General features: G+C 60.3%; 13 protein-coding genes. 5 read left to right on the top strand and 8 right to left on the bottom strand.

Features of this window, described 5'->3' with window-relative positions:
- Position 1: 1 nt before the first annotated feature.
- Genes P6U23_RS12870 through P6U23_RS12860 form a run of 3 tightly spaced genes read right to left on the bottom strand, consistent with a single transcriptional unit; the run spans position 2 to position 4,526 of the window.
- On the bottom strand, positions 2–712 hold the full coding sequence (locus P6U23_RS12870; protein WP_407180122.1) for a hypothetical protein: 711 nt from the start codon (positions 710–712) through the stop codon (positions 2–4).
- 4 nt (positions 713–716) lie between these two features.
- Positions 717–1,736, bottom strand: coding sequence for a catalase (locus tag P6U23_RS12865; protein ID WP_407180121.1), 1,020 nt, complete (start codon positions 1,734–1,736; stop codon positions 717–719).
- Positions 1,737–1,769: 33 nt separating this feature from the next.
- Positions 1,770–4,526: an ATP-binding protein gene (locus P6U23_RS12860; RefSeq protein WP_407180120.1), complete on the bottom strand. Its 2,757-nt coding sequence runs from the start codon at positions 4,524–4,526 to the stop codon at positions 1,770–1,772.
- 762 nt (positions 4,527–5,288) lie between these two features.
- Between P6U23_RS12860 and P6U23_RS12855 the strand changes: the two genes are divergently transcribed.
- Complete coding sequence (locus P6U23_RS12855; protein ID WP_407180119.1) at positions 5,289–5,603, top strand: hypothetical protein; 315 nt, start codon at positions 5,289–5,291, stop codon at positions 5,601–5,603.
- 169 nt (positions 5,604–5,772) lie between these two features.
- On the opposite strand, the gene P6U23_RS12850 is transcribed toward P6U23_RS12855, so the two are convergent.
- The 5 genes from P6U23_RS12850 to P6U23_RS12830 all read right to left on the bottom strand — a co-directional run bounded on the left by P6U23_RS12850 (position 5,773) and on the right by P6U23_RS12830 (position 13,820).
- Positions 5,773–6,324, bottom strand: a complete 552-nt coding sequence (locus tag P6U23_RS12850; protein WP_407180118.1) for an acyltransferase — start codon at positions 6,322–6,324, stop codon at positions 5,773–5,775.
- A 405-nt stretch (positions 6,325–6,729) separates the two neighbouring features.
- On the bottom strand, positions 6,730–8,043 hold the full coding sequence (locus P6U23_RS12845) for an HlyD family type I secretion periplasmic adaptor subunit (protein ID WP_407180117.1): 1,314 nt from the start codon (positions 8,041–8,043) through the stop codon (positions 6,730–6,732).
- Entirely contained in the window at positions 8,028–9,971 is a 1,944-nt protein-coding gene (locus P6U23_RS12840) for a type I secretion system permease/ATPase (RefSeq protein WP_407180116.1), read from the bottom strand. The genes P6U23_RS12845 and P6U23_RS12840 overlap by 16 nt, the downstream gene beginning before the upstream one ends.
- A 103-nt stretch (positions 9,972–10,074) precedes the next feature.
- The gene (locus P6U23_RS12835; RefSeq protein WP_407180115.1) at positions 10,075–12,486 is read right to left on the bottom strand and encodes an Ig-like domain-containing protein; all 2,412 of its coding nucleotides are present in this window, start codon (positions 12,484–12,486) and stop codon (positions 10,075–10,077) included.
- 725 nt (positions 12,487–13,211) lie between these two features.
- Entirely contained in the window at positions 13,212–13,820 is a 609-nt protein-coding gene (locus tag P6U23_RS12830; RefSeq protein ID WP_407180114.1) for a class I SAM-dependent methyltransferase, read from the bottom strand.
- Between the two features lie 149 nt (positions 13,821–13,969).
- On the opposite strand from P6U23_RS12830, the gene P6U23_RS12825 reads away from it, so the two are divergent.
- From P6U23_RS12825 to P6U23_RS12810, 4 genes are all read left to right on the top strand, one after another.
- Positions 13,970–14,830 carry a glycosyltransferase gene (locus tag P6U23_RS12825; RefSeq protein WP_407180113.1) on the top strand — a complete coding sequence of 287 codons (861 nt, stop codon included), beginning with the start codon at positions 13,970–13,972 and terminating at the stop codon, positions 14,828–14,830.
- Between the two features lie 223 nt (positions 14,831–15,053).
- A complete protein-coding gene (locus P6U23_RS12820) occupies positions 15,054–15,548 on the top strand; it encodes a UDP-N-acetylglucosamine--LPS N-acetylglucosamine transferase (protein ID WP_407180112.1) in 495 nt (164 codons plus the stop codon).
- Positions 15,545–16,066, top strand: a complete 522-nt coding sequence (locus tag P6U23_RS12815) for a glycosyltransferase (protein ID WP_407180111.1) — start codon at positions 15,545–15,547, stop codon at positions 16,064–16,066. Before P6U23_RS12820 ends, P6U23_RS12815 begins: the two co-directional genes overlap by 4 nt.
- 109 nt (positions 16,067–16,175) lie before the next feature.
- On the top strand, positions 16,176–17,114 hold the full coding sequence (locus P6U23_RS12810) for a glycosyltransferase family 2 protein (RefSeq protein WP_407180110.1): 939 nt from the start codon (positions 16,176–16,178) through the stop codon (positions 17,112–17,114).
- Positions 17,115–17,132 lie beyond the last annotated feature (18 nt).

The raw sequence follows: 17,132 nt of genomic DNA, 5'->3' as shown, positions 1-17,132 counted from the left end.
CTCACCAACCAATGCCGAATTGCCGGCGCACCTGTGCCACGGAATATCCGGGATAGGCGCGGTAACCACTGCCCAAGGATACGTTGGGATTGACGCGGAGCTGCAGGATCAGGTCGCGCGGCAGCAGGCGGAGATCGCCGGTTGCGGCGGTCTCGCCATTGACCGCCTCCTGGTCGCGGAGAATATCCGTTGCCAGATCCGAAACCTGATAGAGATCGTGGGCGTGCACCCAATCGATGAACTTCTCGACGTTCTCCTCGGAGGGAATGACGTCCTCGCCGCCTTCGACAAGTCTCACCACATCATCGAACACGCTGCCGATGGTGGCGATGAAGTCGCGGATGTAATTGGTGAAGTCGCCGTCATAGACCGAGAACATGCAGATGTTGTCGCCGACGATGACGAAGCGCGCGAAATGCACCGTGCCAACATTGTCAAGGCCCGCGTAGATCTCGTCCTTGTTCGCCGCAATCGCGAGCGCAGCCTTGGCACGCCCCACCGGCGATTTCTCCTTCAGCGGCATGATCAGGTTCATCATGCGCTGGACATTGTCGCCGGGCTGCACCCCATAACGGGGCCCACCGGGCTGCGGCTTCACCGGCGTACGCCAGGCCCAGAACGGCACCAGGATTTTCGCCGCTACGAACTGCATAAAGCGTGTGTCGGGAAGCCCGTCGACAAATCGCTCAAACCAGGTCGCATCCCCCGCCATCACCTTAACTCCGGTTGAAAGGACAAGCCGTGCCGCCGCGCCGCTGACGCGAATCCTCGTAAGCCCCCTTGCGGGCGTGAAGAATGGGATCGTCGGACGGCTCGATGCCTGACACGAGGCGCCACGGATTGAAGCTGATACGCTCGCCGGCCGCCTGCTGATCCTCGGCCACTTTGGTGAGGGTGAGCGTGCCCATGATCACGCGAATGCGGTGCGCCGGCCAGGGCTGGGTCGGATCGTCGAGCACATCGCCAGTCTCGCCGATCTGCATCATCAGCAGGAAGCGGGCTGGCCATTGCTTGAGCCGCTCGCGCAATTCCTCCTGCAGATAGCTGTCGGCCGGCGGCTGGGTGGGATCGGTGTTGCGGACCCCGGCTACCGGCTTCCAGGAGAAGCGGACCGGGCGGCGCACGCCGTCAGAACCCGTCACGATGAAGGTGTGGACGGCGTGATAGGCCGCGCGCACATAGCTCACGGGCGCGCCGATCGAGCCCGCCTGAAACACGCTTAGCTGAGCGAATTTGTGCTTGTTGGCGTAAGCCAGCGTGCCCGCATCGCCGCTTGCCCTTTGCCCAGCATAGGGATCGTTCAGCGGGATCTTGAGCTGCAGCATGTCGAGAATTTTCCGCCACGGCGATTCTTTTGCGACCGGTGTCTGCTGCGCGGCCTTGGTGAAGTCGAAGAAATCCTTCACGGTGGGTACGAAAAATTCGCCCAGCGTCATTGCGACCAGATCGGTCGCGGCGCCGTCCTTGAGGTGAAAGCGCGTCGCCATTCCGCGTACGTCGTTCCATCCGTCGTGCTGCTTGGGGCTGCCCGAGCCGTTGGAGAAGCGCACCGAGACCGGAACGCGCTGTGCGGCGAAATGTTCTGCGATACAGTAGCTTCGCGCCACGTCGGAGGCTTCGAAATAGCCCTCCACCCCAATGCCGATGGTGTGGATCGGCCGGGTGCCGGGCTCATGATCCGGAAAGTCTGAAATGACGGCGTCGACCAGCGCGCGCGCCAACGATGGATCGTCCATGCCCCCTCCCCCACGAACGAACGGCGAGCGGCTCTAAGGATTCGCCGCGTCCGCCTGTGACCGAGCGGCGGTCATTCGCCGCCAAGCCTCTATGATGTACCTGCGCGCCTGTGTCGGGTCAAAGCCTGATCCACGCGCGGCTGCAGTTTCGAACAGATTATCGCCGAGGTTGTCCCTCGCTTTTGTGACAGCGTCGCGTGCCGCGCGGTCGAGCTTGAGCGGCGATGTTTTGAGGGCGCCGGCAAGGACGGCAAGCTCCTCATAGGCGGCAAGTCCCGCAAGCGGCAGGATCAGCGAGCGGATGGTGAGCCAGGTGTAGAAGGTGGTGCCGTGGCTCGGCAGCTCCATCAGCGAACGAATGTGGATGTCGAGGGCTTCGGCCGGCGGGACATTTGCCGCCCGCAAGTCGGCGATGAGCTGTTTGACGCGCTGAACGCCGAGGTGATTGCCGGCCATCTTGGCCCACTCGGCGGTCGTTTCATACTCGTCGATGGCGATGCGCGGATCCTCGGCAATGCCGCCGCGCGCATAATGGATGTAACCCATCAGCGTCGGCGGCAACACCGCCTGGCCGATGTCGCTGACCTGCTTGACGACGCCTGCCGCGCCCTCCGAATCCCCGGTGCGCGCCCTGACATTGGCGATCATGCAGAGCGACATGACCTCGCAGGGAAGATTTTCCGCAGCCTGGGCGTGGGCGATGGCCGCCGTGAGATGTTTGATGCAGGCCTTCGGGTCTCCCGCCCACTGGGCCATTTGACCCAGCACATGGCAAAGCCAGCCCCTGCTCGGCCGCATCCCCGCGGCTTCAGCCTGCAGTCCGCGTTCGACGAAGGCGATAGCCTTCGCCTGGTCGCCTTCGTCATGGAACGCGTGGCCGGCGGCACCCGCGAGCAGGATCGGCATCTGCTCGAGCTTGTCGGCGCCGGGGCGCGTCATGATCCGCTCATACCAATTGCCGGTCTCGGCGCCGCGGTGCCAATAGTTGAACAGAAACAGCGGTACCGCGAGCTCGGCCGCCAGCTTCAGATCGCGCGTGATGGCGCGGTCGAAGGCTGCCCGCAAATTAGGCATATCGTCATAAATCGCATTGGTCGCCTTGGCTTCATGGATGCTCGCGATCTGTTCGCCGAGCTTGCGGACGCGCGCGGCGTAGACCTCGCCGTGGCGGGCCTCCACGGCCTGCAAAAGACCGCTCTGGTCGAGCTTCTCCCGTCCAAAAGCCTGCACGGTCTGGAGCATCCGCAGGCGCTGTTGATTGCCGGCGTCCCGGTGCAAAAGCGAGGTTTCGGTCAGTTCGTCGATGCCGCGCAGCACGTCGAATTCACTGGCCATGTCGCCTGCACAAATCGCGAGCGCCTGCTCCTCGTGGAACGAGCCGGACAGCACCGAGAGGCGCTGAAGCACCTGACGACTGTTGGGATCGAGCAGTTCGTAGGACCATTCGAGGGTATTGCGCAGCGTGCGGTGGCGACCGACGCGGCGCCGGGGGCCGCCGGCATGCAGATCCAGCGGCCTCGTGATGCCGCTTTCGATATTTTCGAGCGCCCGGTGACGGAGCTGGGCGGCCGCGATCTCGATCGCGAGCGGAATGCAATCAACGCCGGCGCAAATCCGCGCGATCGTCGCGATGTCCTGGGCACCCGGCTGGAAGCGATGGTTGGCGAGCCGGCCACGCTCGATGAAAAGACGGACGGCCGCCGATTGTCCAGAGCGGTCCTGTGCACCGGAATCGAGCGAGGGGACCTCGTAGACCGCCTCGCCTTCAACTCCCAGCGTGCCGCGGCTGGTGTTGATCAGGAACAGCTCGCCGCAGGCCGAGCCGAGCTCGGTGACGGCGTTGGCGATGGGGTCGAGCACATGCTCGCAATTGTCCATTACCAGAACCGCACGGACGTCCTGCAGGCGCTCCAGCACCTGCACGCGCGGCTGCACGCCGGGCGACGGCGGGATCAAGAGGGCCTCCGCGATCGCTGGCCAAACATCGCCATCGCGTTCGAGGGCCGAGAGCTCGATTAGCCAGGCGCCACCGGAGAAGGATGGCTCGAGCGACCTTGCAAATTCGATGGCAAGCCGCGTCTTGCCGATCCCGCCCGGACCGACCAGCGTGAGCAGCCGCGAGTCCAGCGCCAGCGCGGCGAGTTCGTCCAGCTCCCGCTCACGGCCGAGAAAGGAGCTGAGATTGGCCGGCAAATTGCCGCTGGCGGACTCCCGCTTGCCGCCGATCGGCGGAAAGGTGTTGGGCAGATCGGTCGCGCAGACCTGGTGAACCCGGATCGGTTCGATGCCCTTGAAGTGATGCTCGCCGAGGTCGGCCAACTGGAAGGGCGTCTGCAAGAGATCGGCGGCCAGCCTCCGCACGGTGGCATCCGACAGCAGGATCTGGTCGGCATTAGCGGCGCTCTGCAGCCGCGTCGCGGTAGGGAGCGCGGGGCCAAAAAGATCCTTCTCGCCGCGCGAACGCGTCGCGCCGGTGTGGATGCCGAACCGCACTTGGAGCCGCCCCGTCGGGCCCCAATTGACGTGGCGCATCTCGCGTTGCGCCTCGATCGCGGCCAGCACGGCATCCAGCGGCCGGTCGAAGGCTGCCAGCACGCCGTCGCCGGTGCTTCTGAAGGGATCGCCGGCATGGCGGCGGATCGCCGCGTGCAGGATCTGATCGTGCAGATCCATGGCCGCGAGCATGTCGTTTGGGAAACGACGCAGCAACGCCGTGCTGCCCACGATGTCGGTGGTGAGAATGGTCCGTTCGCGGTCGCACGATGAATCCGTTGACGGAGCCTCGGTCATGAATAGGCGCTCAACGAACAGATCCCGATTTTCTCGTGCCTCCGGAATAGGACAGGAGCTTATCCACGATTCGTCGCTCAAGGCCCAAACGCGGGACAGAGGGCCCGGACAGCGGCGCCCCAGCGACAAATCAGCCCCGGAACACAACAAGTTTAAGAGAGATCAGTCGGCCGTGCAATGTGTGGGCGGGCGCATCGCCCTTCCGCGCCAGCATGCCGGACTTGCCGATCCGCGGCGGCGGCGCTTCGCGGTCCCTCGCGCGTTGGGCCCCTGGCCTGCGTAGCGGCCGCCAGGCGCCGCGAAGGCGGGACGAGCCCCAGCGCTTGGGAGGCTGCCATCTTGTATCGCTCTCTGGTCCGATTGATTTGGCTAGCCGGCTTCGGCACCTCCGCCGGGCAGGCAGCCGAGCGTCCCATCGCGCTCTGCGCCTCGCAAAGCTGCGCGTCCGGTCTTCGGGCAAACGCCTATCTCGACGAGCTCGCACGGAGCAGACCCACGTGCTCTCGGTTCGCCTTCCATGTCACCTGTTGAGACAGGCTCGGCTGGAAGGATCCCTGGGCGCCGCAACCGCTGTCGCTAGTCCGGCGACACAAGCTGCCGGTTGCCGCGATACAGCCCCATTCGACAAATCTGCTTGTGCCCTCAATCTGGACGTTGCGACCGACGCGGCGGTCGACCTTGCAAATTTAATACTACTTATTTAATATAATCCAATTCAATCCAGAAATGGAGAATTAAATATATAGCAGCAAGGAGGGCAGCTTGATATATGCCGCCATCACGCTAGCAGCATTGGGCTGGATTATTGGACAACATTTCTGGCTGAAGTCTATCGTTGGCGCCACGATCTCGGTGCTTGTCGCCACGACCATCTTCGCGGCTTCAAATCGCTACAGTTTATGGGATACGGCGATGGTGGTCGCGGCTTCGCAAGCAATCCTGCAAGGCGGCTATTTTCTGGGATTGATCAGCCGCAACGTTTTGTCTTTCGGTTATCGAAACCTGATCTATTCCTCGACTCAAAAACCAGCGTCCGCCTCAAAACAATCAGATCAGAAAAAAAGGTCCAAGGTCTGAAGTCGAATCGGATACGACGCGAAGGAAGCCCAGCATCCGCTTTACCGAACAGTAGATAGCTGATCGCTCTGTTTTAGTGCCGGTTCGTCGCAATGGTCGGAAACTGGAAGGCTAGCTTGCTTGGCGAGTGATTTAATTTCGCCTCAGCGCTGCTTCCGCTCACAGTTTTTCAATTGCACCTGATTTGCGCCGGAGACCCGAATGCCCTTGCGCCCGGCGGGACATCCCGATTGACGAACGAATTTGCGCCTATGATTGCCCGGTCCCCGACAGTCACGCCCATCTGAATGACCGCGTTCGGGCCGATGTAGACGCCGTTGCCGATCCTTGTCGGAGCGCAGTCGATCGGCTTTTCTCCGAGCGAGATGGAGCGCTGCACGGTATGGTGCGTATAGATCTGCGCGCCCGCGGAAATGGAGCACCACTCGCCGATCTCCAGGACCCCGCCCGACCCGTCCAGAATGCAGCCCGGTCCAATCCATGTATTTCGACCGACCCTGACGTCACCTCGCACGAGCACGTTGTCGTACATGGTCGTTCCCTCTCCAAAACCGTAAGCGGCAGCATTGTCTGTCCGCTCGGTGAGAAGATCGCCGACCGACACCCTCCGGTCGAACTGGTCCTTCTTGCGAAGGGCGAGTATGCGCAAGAACTCTCGGGCCAGCGCCAACCATTCATCGACCTTCTGTTCGGAAAAATTTGAGGGAGTATTGGACAGCATGAAATGTACCTTCAACTTATATGCGTTTGGCTGCTCGGCACCGATGTCGCCTCTTTTGAGGCATTGTTCAAATTGATTTCCCCGGTTGATGCGGGGTCTAACATCCGGCGAGGCCGTTGCAGCAATTGCGGTCTAACTCAAGGCTTTGCCTCCTTCTATCCCATCGCGTTGGCCGGCCATCTCGAGGCCGCAGATCAGCATCCCCAGGGGAGCCCTGACGACCTGGTCAATTCGATCGGACAGCTATGCCCGCCCGCAGCCCGACCCTCCGACATTTAAAATAGGACAAATTAAATGTCCATATTAAATGTCTTCGAGCTTTAGGCTGGCGGGTGAGGCTCCTTCCACCACTGGCGGAGGGGCGCTGACCCAGCAAAGGATGACGCGGTTTCCTCTCGACTGGACTCAACGCTCCTTGAAGGCGCGCTCCGCCTGATCTCGCAAGGGCTTTACGAGATAAGACAAAGCGGTCCGCCCGCGCGTCTTGATGAAGACATCAACCGGCATGCCCGGCACCAGCTTGGAAGAGCCGAGCTTTGCAAGTTCATCCGGCTTGAGCAGGACCCGCGCCGTGTAATAGCTGGTACCGGTTTTCTGATCCTGCGTAATGTCTGCAGAGACGACGCTGATCTCGCCCTCGACCTCGGGCGTGGTCTTTTGGTCGAAAGCGGCAAACCGCATCGTCGCGACCTGGCCGACATAAACCTGATCGATGTCCCGTGGCGCGATCTTGACCTCGACGGCCAAGGCGTCCGCATCCGGTACAATCAGCATGATCTGCTCACCGGGCGCAATCACGCCGCCAACGGTATGGACGCTGAGCTCGTGGACGCGGCCGGATTGAGGCGCCCGGATATCGATCCGGTTGAGCTGATCCACCGCTGCGGTCTTCCGTTCAGCCAGCTCGGATAGTTTCGAGCGCGTTTCGATCAAGTCCTTGCCGACCTCCGTTCGCAGGTCCTGGTCAATCTGGATGACCTGCAGCTCAATCTCAGCAATCTTTCCCTTCGCCTGGGCAATCATGCCGCTTAGCTGGCTACGCTCGCCTTCGAGGCGGGCAGCATCGCGTTCGAGAGCAGTAAGCCGACTGATGGGCACGAGGTTCTTCTGCCAGAGCGAGCGCACGCCTTCGAGCTCTTGATGGATCAAGTCGACTTCCTTCTGCTTGGCGTCGAGCTGTCCCAAATAGCCTTTGATCTCGTCCTGCAGTTGCGCGCTGCGTTCCTTCAGTTGCGCCTTCTGCCCGCCCCTCGCCTGTTGACGCAGATCAAACAGCTTGGTCTCCGCAGCGATGGCGCGACCAGCATCGGAATTGTTGTCTTTGGTGCGCTCCAGCAATGCCTTTGGAAATGTCACGTGATCGGCGCCATCACGCTCGGTCTCCAGGCGCGCCTGACGAGCGAGGAGCTCGTCCAGGCTCTTGGTGACGATCGTGGCATTTGCGAGCGTCTGGGTCTCGTCGAGCCGGATCAATATGTCCCCGGCATTGACCCGATCTCCCTCGCGCACACGCAACTCTCCTACGATCCCCCCCGTTGGGTGCTGAACTTTCTTCACGCTTGAATCGACGACGACAACACCTTGCCCGATGACCGCGCCTGACAATTGCGATGTCGCGGCCCAGCCGCCGATGCCGAAGGTCACGCAGCCGAACATGATCATGCCAACGACGATGTAGCGCTGAATTGATTGCAGCGCGGGTGTCACCTCGCGGTCCATCGTCCGCCTCCCTGGCTGTTCGCCACAACTTTAAGTGGACCTGGATGGGCAGGCCTGAGCACCTTTCTGAGAACCTCCTCCTTTGGTCCAAACGACTGCGCGCTGCCGTCGCCAATCACCAAGACATGGTCGACGCCGTCCAGCGCCTTTGGACGGTGGGCAATGACCGCCACGATACCGCCGCGGCGCCGCACATGCAGGATGGCCTCGGTGAGAGCGTCTTCCCCCTCGGAATCGACGTTCGACGACGGCTCGTCAAGGACCACAAAAAAGGGATCTCCGTACAAGGCGCGCGCAAGCCCGATGCGCTGCCGCTGGCCGGCCGATAGGGCCATTCCGCCTTCCCCGATCCGAGTGCTGTAGGCGTCGGGAAATGAAAGGATAAGGTCGTGCACGCCGGCGGCCCGCGCCGCTTGCAGCACCCGCTCAGGCGTCGCGTGCAGATCGAAACGCGCGATATTGACCGCCACGCTGCCTGCGAACAGTTCGACATCCTGCGGCAAATAGCCGATATGCTTTCCCAGCGCTTGGGGCGACCAATGCTCGAGGGCTGCGTTGTCGAGCTTGATCTTGCCGCGAAGCCGCGGCCAGACGCCGACGAGCGCCCTCGCCAGCGTCGACTTTCCGGATCCGCTTGGACCAATGATCCCGACCGCCTGTCCGCTCTGCAGATGGAACGAAACGTCGGCGAGAATCTGCTTGTCCGAATCCGGTGCCGCGACCGCGAGGTGCTCGACAGCGATGGCCCTGGTGGGCGCCGGAAGGGCCAGCGGCTCCTCCTCTGCAGGCAGGAGCTTCAGCAGTTCATCGAGCCGAGCACCGGACTGGCGTGCACCGACAAATCCCTTCCAGTTTGCGATCGCGATTTCCACCGGCGCAAGTGCCCTGGCCGTCAGGATCGATCCCGCGATGATGATCCCGGCGGTGGATTCCTGATTGATGACGAGAACGGCGCCAACCGCAAGAACCAGCGACTGCAGGATCGAACGAAACACTTTCGAGAGCCCACCGAATCCGGTCCCGATATCGCTGGCTCGTTCGTGAGCGGCGAGGTACTTGCGATTGACCTCCTGCCAGCGCGAGGCAGCTTGATGCCTCATTCCCATGGCCTGCAGGACTTCGGCGTTGCGCCGCCCCTCGACGGCCAATGCACTGCGCGAGACCGCCAGACGTGAAGACGCCTTCGCCGGTCCTCGGGTTCGCGTTTCAGTCAGGATAGTGATTGCGACCAGCACCAGCGCGCCAACCAGAGCGGTCACACCGATCCAGAAATGAAACAGGAAACAAATCCCGAGATAGACCGGCATCCACGGCAAATCGAACAGCGCGGTCGGTCCGCCGCCCGAGAGGAAACTGCGGACCTGGTCGAGGTCACGCAATGGCTGCAGGCCGTCGCCATCGCCTCGCGTCTTTAACGGCAGGCGAATGAGAGCATCGAATACTCGGCCTCCGAGTTTCTCGTCGAAGTACCGGCCGATGCGCACGCCGATCCTGCTTCTGACCAGGTCGAGTCCGCCCTGAAAAAGATAGAGCACGATCGCCAGCACCGAGAGAGCAATCAGCGTCGGGATGCTGCGCCCGGGCAACACGCGGTCGTAAACCTGAAGCATGAAGAACGAACCGGTGAGCATCAGCAGATTGCTCAAGCCGCTGAACGCCGCGAGGGCCCAGAATATTCGGCGGCACGAGTTCAGAAACGTCGCGATCTCGGATCGCGGCTCGGCGTAGTCCTCCGCCGACCGAGGCCGGCCCGAGAACAACCGTTGTCGAATGGCCTCTATCGTCCACTCGGTCCAGCCCGACACCTCCCGCAGCGCACGCTCCGCGAGAGGACGCACGGCGAACTTGAACACCGTCAGCTTCGAGTTCTCGATTTCTTCGATATGTCCAAGCGGGGGGATTTCTTCCCCCCGCGCAAAATCAGTCATGGCACTCGCCCCTGAACCATGCCTTTGTTGAGTAACCGACCCCCAAGGCAGATTGAGATTTGCTCCTCGTCCTCAAGTCGTTCCGTACCGCCGAACGCCTCGACTACGCGAAATGGAAGTCATGGCTGTTCAGAGCACTCACTTTCGTATTCGTCAGCGTGAGCGTATCGTTCCCCGCTGAGATCACGACATCATGGCCAACCTGGGACGCGTGAGACAGAACATCGGCAAAGCTGTCGAACACGCTCTTGCTGAATTGGATCGTGTCGTGTCCCGCTCCAGCGACCGTGAAGCCCTGCACAGTGGAATGGCCGAAATTGCTGTCGAACACGAACGTGTCGTTGAGCTGGCTGGTGCTGCTGTACATGAAGTCATTACCGCCAGTCCCGGTCATGACACTCGTGTGACTCCCGGCAAGCATCGCCGCGCCCGAACTCGTCGCGACCACGTGTCCGCTGCTATCGACCTCCTGGGCCTTGAACGTATGTAACGTGTCGGACAAGGGAGAGGTGGTGAAGCTCCAGTTGCCCTTCGCATTCGCGGTAACCGTGCCGAGCACCGTATTGCCGTCGCTGACCTTGACGTGGCTGTAGGCGTCGGCCGTACCCTTGATCGTGGCGGAATGGTTGCTCCAGTTCTCGGAGACATCGGTGAAGTCGATCGATTTCGTCGAGGACGGCGGGGTCGGTATGGTTGACGTCGCTACCGTCACTGCGTCAGCGGCGGAGGCGGCGCTGGTGTTGCCGGCAACGTCGATAGCCTTGGCCGTAAAGTTATGGCTGCCATTGGCAAGGTGGCCGGTATCGAAGCTCCAGCTCCCGCCACTGCTGGTGGTGGCGGTCCCGATCTGCTTGCCGCCGTCGAAGACGTCGATCGTACTATTTGCCTCCGCGGTTCCTTTGAGGACGAGGTCGCTGAGGGTGGTCGTGCTGCCGACGGTCGAGCCAGCCTGCGAGTAGGCCGCCATGGTCGGCGCACCCGGCGCATGCGTGTCAACGGTGACCGAAAGCGCCGCGGACGCTGCACTGGTGTGACCGGACGAATCCGTGTCGGTCGCCGTCAGGTGATGCGCACCGTCGTTCAGCGCTGGCGTGCTCAGGCTCCATTGACCGTTGCCGTCGACCGTGGCCGTCCCGATCTGCGTCGTACCGTCGAACACCTTGATCGTCGTATTCGCTTCGGCAGTGCCGCTCACGGTCACCTTATTGATGTTGGTGACCCCGTCGCCGGCAACGCCGCTATCGGGCGAGAACGAGACGATCTTCGGAGCACCCGGCGAAGTCGCGGGGGGTGTTGGTGTCGTCGTCCCCCCGATCACGGGATCGAGCGCCTGCGACGCAGCACTGATGTTGCCGGCGGCGTCGGTGGCCTTCGCCGTGAGAGCATGAGTCCCCCCAGACAGCACGCTCGTCGTGATGCTAAAAGCCCCGCTCGAACTCGTCGTGCCCGTGCCGACGACCGTTGTCCCGTCATAGACTGTGATGCTGCTGTTCGCCTCGGCTGTTCCAGCCAGCAAAACGTGATTGGTATTGTCAACCGTAGCGCTGGTCAGAACCGGCGCGGCCGGCGCATGGGTATCGACCGTCACACTCAGCGCCGCGGATGCGGCACTGGTCTGACCGTTCGCGGTCGCCGTCGCCGTCAGCATGTGCTTGGCGTCGGTTAGCACGGAGGTGATGTAATCCCAGGAGCCTGTCGAACTTGCCGTCGTTGTGCCGATCTTGGCGCCGCCGTCGTACACGGTGACGGTGCTGTTGGGAGCCGCGGTGCCCTTCAGGTCAAGCTTGTTTGCGCTGGTGATCCCATCGCCGCTAACGCCGCTATCGGGCGAGAACGAGCTGATGACCGGCGCGGCCGGCGCGCTCGACCCTGTCGGCGCCGCCGACGACAGTGTACCGTCCACCGATATGGTCTGGCCGGTGCTGATATCAGTATTGTTCTGCCAGTTCACGCCGGCGTTCGTGACCGAGGAGTAACCGTAATAACCCTTCTGCATGATGTTGCCGGAGACAACATTGCCGCTCATGCCTGCGCCGGTGTTGTCCAGGTAGATGTTGTAGGATGTCGTATGCAGTCCCGCGACCGGCACCGGAGTCTGCTGCAGCATCAGGTTGTCGGTAACGACGCAATTGTTGACCGGACCGTAGTCCGTCTTCATGAAGACGTCAGCCGTATCGAACGAGATCATCGTGTTGTGGTTGATGGTGTCGCCAGGAGCGCCACCGCCGATGTAGATGCACTCGTAATGGCCGTCCGGGGTGCCATTCAGGTCGTGCATATAATTGTTCTGGATCAGATTCCCACCGTCAGACGAAATGCAGTGAGACATCCCAGACATGTCGTTGCCGGTGATGGTGGCGCCGGTACACAGGATGTTCGATCCATTAACATTCCCGCCGGCGGAGTTCAGCAGCGTACAATTCGTGACCTTGAGGCCGCTGGCATTGTTCGTCGCGCCGGCATCAATATTGTAGTAGCCGCCATTCGCATCAATGCGGCAGTTCTCGATCGTCACATTGGGAGCTTCGACGTAAACCGTGCCTTTGATATCAAGGCCTGAGATCACAGCTCCCGCAGTGGTGATGACGAGATCGCCGTTATGCGGCGTCAACGTCGTCCCTGCAGGAACGCCTGTTGTCGTGGCGTCAGGATATCCAGCCAAGATCGTCGCTACCAATGCACCTCTCCTTTTTGAATGGGGATATTTCCTGTGATTTCGGCGCGATTGCAGCTCTCGCTGAACGCGCGCGGCGAGAGACTCATGCGCCAACGGCGACGGCTTTTTTTGGACGACACATGGGCCTAGTTGGGATCATTTTGCTCACCTCCAACCACACTCGTCTCGTTCTGAGAGGAAGAGACTAGAAAACGCAGCCCCCCATTCAGTCTCTAAGCTACGGGCGCAGTTAGCGTTATCAAAATCGCGCAGCACGAAGCATCAGAGAACGCTAGCGAGAGCGCACCACACATTTGGCAAACGGATTTTTTCCGTTGCAGCATTTCCGCAACACTGAGTCTCGCGAACGCATCGAGAATGTCTCGATTCTCCTGCGCTCCGCAATCAGCAACACGCGAGATGATGAGTTTTCGTTTTAAAAATCGGAATTTGAGATATTTCCGATTTTGTCGGCGAAAGTCGAAAAGGATGATGGGCACCAGATTAAAGCAGACACCATATCCTGCGGATCGCTCCGCTGCTATTTCGCATCGCAGTTCGGCGACCGTGGTTTAACAGGTCTCTTAAATTATTCCTTGCCGCCGATAGAACGACACTGAATGGCCGCCACCCCGCTCGACATCCCAGTAACAGTAGCGTTCGAGCCAGGAATGCGCAGCGAAGACCTTATCTTGGTCCGCAGAGGCATTAACAAACGCCAAGCGAACGTGGCGTTGGCCACGGTCGGTATCGATCTTGTGGAGCACGCCGTCGAGCGTTAAGGCGCCAAAGGGATTAAATAGAAACAGGACCGTCGCGTCCGTGTAGTCGAAATCCTCCGCCAGCCCGTTCTGCACAAGCACGGGCGCTTTAGCACCACGCAAGCGTTGCGCATTGTTGCGAGCCTCCTTGCAAAGATCCTCCGAATAATCGACTCCGACCACTTTCCTGCACGGCTGTCGCGCCGCGCAGCACAACACTCTTCCCTTCCCGCAACCAACATCCACGAAAGTATCCGAACGCTGTAGCGCCAAGAGCTGAAGGACCTTATAGATGATCGAATAATTGATGGTGGCATAATACCAGGAATCCGGCTTATCGACCTTAACAATGCCTCTCGTCGATATGCCAAGCTGGGCCTCCCAGCGAAGATTATTGAAGCGCTCGAAGACGTGATTTCCGATGAGCATCATGGAGGCTCCTCCGCGCCGGCGATTTTGTACCAAAAATGCGAGATCCGTTTAGTAGCCCTCAGCGAAGTTTAAAGCTGGCACTTGCGTTATTTATTTATTTTTCTATTTTGAGGCGCATTAATATAACAATATTTCGGCTATCCGACCATATGATTTCAATTGTTGTACCCGCGCACAATGAGGGTTCGGTCATTGCCCGGACCCTGCGGCCTTGGGTCAACGGGGCAGGCTCCGAGGAACTGAGCATAGTCGTCGTATGCAACGGGTGCACGGATCAAACGGCCGCCATTGCCCGTCAATTTGGTCCAACGGTTCGCGTTATCGAGTCGGAGATCGCCAGCAAAACGAACGCCCTGAACCTTGGAGATCAGCTATCCAATGGCTTTCCCCGAATTTATATTGATGCCGATATCCTCATTTCTCTCGACAGTATCCGCAAGCTCGCAAGCCGCCTTGAGCGGAACGACGTCTTGGCCGTGGCTCCGACGCCCGACATCGATCTGACTGACTGTTCTTGGCCTGTCCGGAAATATTTTGGTATCCGATTCAGACTACCCTCCTCCCGCGAGGGGATCGGCGGATCCGGCGTATACGCCTTGTCCGAGGCCGGCCGTAAGCGATTCACTCAATTTCCCGATGTAATTGCCGATGACACCTTTGTTCGCCTGCAGTTCAAGCCGGACGAACGGGAGACCCTCGCGAGTGTCAAATCTAGAGTTTATCCGCCACGCACGCTCGGGCAACTGATTAAGATCAGGAGCCGCGCCTATGCCGGGACGCGCGAAGTAGCCAATCGATTCCCCGAGCTCCTCGTCAATAAAGGTGAGACCAACAATCGCTCGCTTCTCGCGCTGCTCCGCGAGCTCCATTCGTGGCCGGGACTATTGATCTATTGCTGCGTCAATGTCCTTGCCCGCGTCCGAGCCCTTCGCCGCTCTCGGAGCCGCTGTTCAACCTGGCAGCGGGACGATACGTCCCGCGTCGCGCTGCCTGCAGATGCACGCAAGTGAATGGACCTGCCCTTCCCGGATCGATCCGCACTCGTTCTCTGCCGATCAATTAAATATCTTACTATTATATTTTCCAAATAACGCTTCCATTTTTATTTTAAATGCATTAAATCCACCTTCGATCTTGAGCAACTTCCGATGGCGAGGGTACCGGCTCCACGCGGCGGTGGAGATCGTTTCCCGATAGCCGCGGAGCGATTGGCCGGATCGCGAGGGGTTGTCGATGCTCCATAACAGCGCCTTGGTGGGAGACCGAATACGCGCACCGAAGCACCCGAAGTTGCTGGCGGTGTCTTCCGGTGGCGGACACTGGGTACAGTTGCTTCGCATCAAACACGCCTTCGAGGGGTGCGAAGTCGCATTCATAACGGTGCACGAGTCGTATCGTCAGCAAGTGCCAGACCACAGGTTCTATGTGGTCAATGATGCGAACCGCTGGGACAAGATCGGATTGATAAAGAGCACGCAAAGGCTCAGCCGCATCATCTGGAAGGAGAGGCCGGACATCGTCGTTTCGACCGGTGCGGCTCCGGGGTACATCGCCCTGCAGCTTGGCCGAATACTTGGCGCGCGAACCATCTGGCTCGATAGCATCGCCAACGTTGAACAGCTCTCAATGTCCGGAGCTTGGGTCGGTCGCTGCGCCGATCTCTGGCTGACCCAATGGCCTCACCTCGCCCGCCCCGGAGGCCCCCATTACGCAGGATCCGTGCTATGATCTTCGTGACAGTCGGCACACAGGTCCAGTTTGATCGTCTGATCCGCACCGTGGACGAGTGGGCCGGCGCGCGCGGAAAAACAAACGTCTTTGCGCAGATCGGCCCGTCGGACTATCGGGCCGGCCATATCCACGTCGAACGATTTATCGATCCGGCTCAGTTCAGGAAATGCGTGGAGCAGGCAAAGCTTGTCGTCGCCCACGCAGGCATGGGCTCCATCATCACCGCTCTTGAACTTGGAAAACGAATCATTGTCATGCCGCGCCTGGCGCGCCTAGGCGAACACCGAAACGATCATCAGGTTGCGACGGCAAAACGTTTCGCCGAGCAAGGACGCATTGAGGTCGCTTTCGACCAGACCGAACTCGTCGAGAAACTGGACCAGATGGAAGCCTCCGATAACGCAGCGCGCCTGGGCGCCGAGGCTTCTCCGGGTCTCATCTTGGCGATCCGGACGTTTATCGAGACCGGCCAGATTCATTTCGATCACGGCTCCCCTTCGGCGTGGGTTGTTTGACATGCAGATGCAGAATTGCGGGCACTCTTTGTCGCTGGCTCGATGTGAGGACGACACGCTCGTTGGCCTGCACCGAACGGGATTCTCGCCTTCGGCGCATCCGAGCAAATTGGACGTATCCGTCGTCATCGTAAGCTGGAACACCCGCGAGATACTGCGAGGTTGCCTGCACTCCGTCTTCAACGAAACGCGGCAGGCTTCATTCGAAGTCATCGTCATCGACAACAACAGTCACGATGGCTCGGCCGAGATGGTTCGAGCTGATTTTCCAGCGGTCAAGTTGATCGCAAATCCACAAAACCGTGGATTTGCGGCCGCCTGCAACCAGGGCATGCGGCTGGCTTCAGCGCGCTTCGTTCTCTTGCTTAATCCGGACACCCTTGTCCTCGATGACGCCATATCCCGTTGCGTTCGTTACGCTGATGTCCGTCCCGACATCGGCGTCGTAGGCTGCCAGGTGCTCGAAAACGAGAGCCGGATCTCGCCGACGGGCTTTTCGTTCCCAAACCCGCTGAATGTGTTTCTCGCGCTCTCGGGCCTGTCCAGGCTGTTTCCCGGCTCGCGCCTTTTTGGTCGGCCAGAGCTTAGCTGGTGGGACCGCAATACCGAGCAGGACGTCGATGTCGTCACCGGCATGTTCATGCTCGTGCGACGCGAAGCCATTGCCGAGGTGGGGTTAATGGACGAATCCTACTTCGTCTATGGAGAGGAAGCCGACTGGTGTTATCGCTTCGCCAAGGCTGGATGGCGACGCGTCTTCACGCCATGCGCCAAGATTGTCCATCTGGACGGCGGCGCAAAGAGCACCTCGCAAGCTAGCAAGAAAATGTTCGTTCAGCTCCAGAAGAGCTCGATGATCTACCACCGGAAAAATCTGGGGCTCGCCGCGTGGTGGCTGGCGAAGATGATCTATATCGTCTCGAATTTCGTGCGAATGATTGCCTGGTTCGTTCTATCCGTCATCAAGCGTGATCAACGGAATCGGCAGAGGTCTGCGGCCGCCAGGGCAGCCCTCGTCTACCATTTTGTCGGACGCGAACCCGAATGAAGAACCGCACCTGTTCAT

The sequence above is a fragment of the Bradyrhizobium sp. STM 3562 genome (assembly GCF_045571435.1).
Classification (GTDB): Bacteria; Pseudomonadota; Alphaproteobacteria; order Rhizobiales; family Xanthobacteraceae; genus Bradyrhizobium.
Note: the sequence above shows the minus strand (reverse complement) of the source record. Positions and strands in the feature narration are given on the sequence as shown.

Excerpts from the sequence above, each read along its gene's own strand:
- P6U23_RS12870 (WP_407180122.1), bottom strand. The coding sequence starts at position 712 with ATGGCGGGGGATGCGACCTGGTTTGAGCGATTTGTCGACGGGCTTCCC.
- P6U23_RS12865 (WP_407180121.1), bottom strand. The coding sequence starts at position 1,736 with ATGGACGATCCATCGTTGGCGCGCGCGCTGGTCGACGCCGTCATTTCA.
- P6U23_RS12860 (WP_407180120.1), bottom strand. The coding sequence starts at position 4,526 with ATGACCGAGGCTCCGTCAACGGATTCATCGTGCGACCGCGAACGGACC.
- P6U23_RS12850 (WP_407180118.1), bottom strand. The coding sequence starts at position 6,324 with ATGCTGTCCAATACTCCCTCAAATTTTTCCGAACAGAAGGTCGATGAA.
- P6U23_RS12845 (WP_407180117.1), bottom strand. The coding sequence starts at position 8,043 with ATGGACCGCGAGGTGACACCCGCGCTGCAATCAATTCAGCGCTACATC.
- P6U23_RS12840 (WP_407180116.1), bottom strand. The coding sequence starts at position 9,971 with ATGACTGATTTTGCGCGGGGGGAAGAAATCCCCCCGCTTGGACATATC.
- P6U23_RS12830 (WP_407180114.1), bottom strand. The coding sequence starts at position 13,820 with ATGATGCTCATCGGAAATCACGTCTTCGAGCGCTTCAATAATCTTCGC.
- P6U23_RS12825 (WP_407180113.1), top strand. The coding sequence starts at position 13,970 with ATGATTTCAATTGTTGTACCCGCGCACAATGAGGGTTCGGTCATTGCC.
- P6U23_RS12820 (WP_407180112.1), top strand. The coding sequence starts at position 15,054 with ATGCTCCATAACAGCGCCTTGGTGGGAGACCGAATACGCGCACCGAAG.
- P6U23_RS12815 (WP_407180111.1), top strand. The coding sequence starts at position 15,545 with ATGATCTTCGTGACAGTCGGCACACAGGTCCAGTTTGATCGTCTGATC.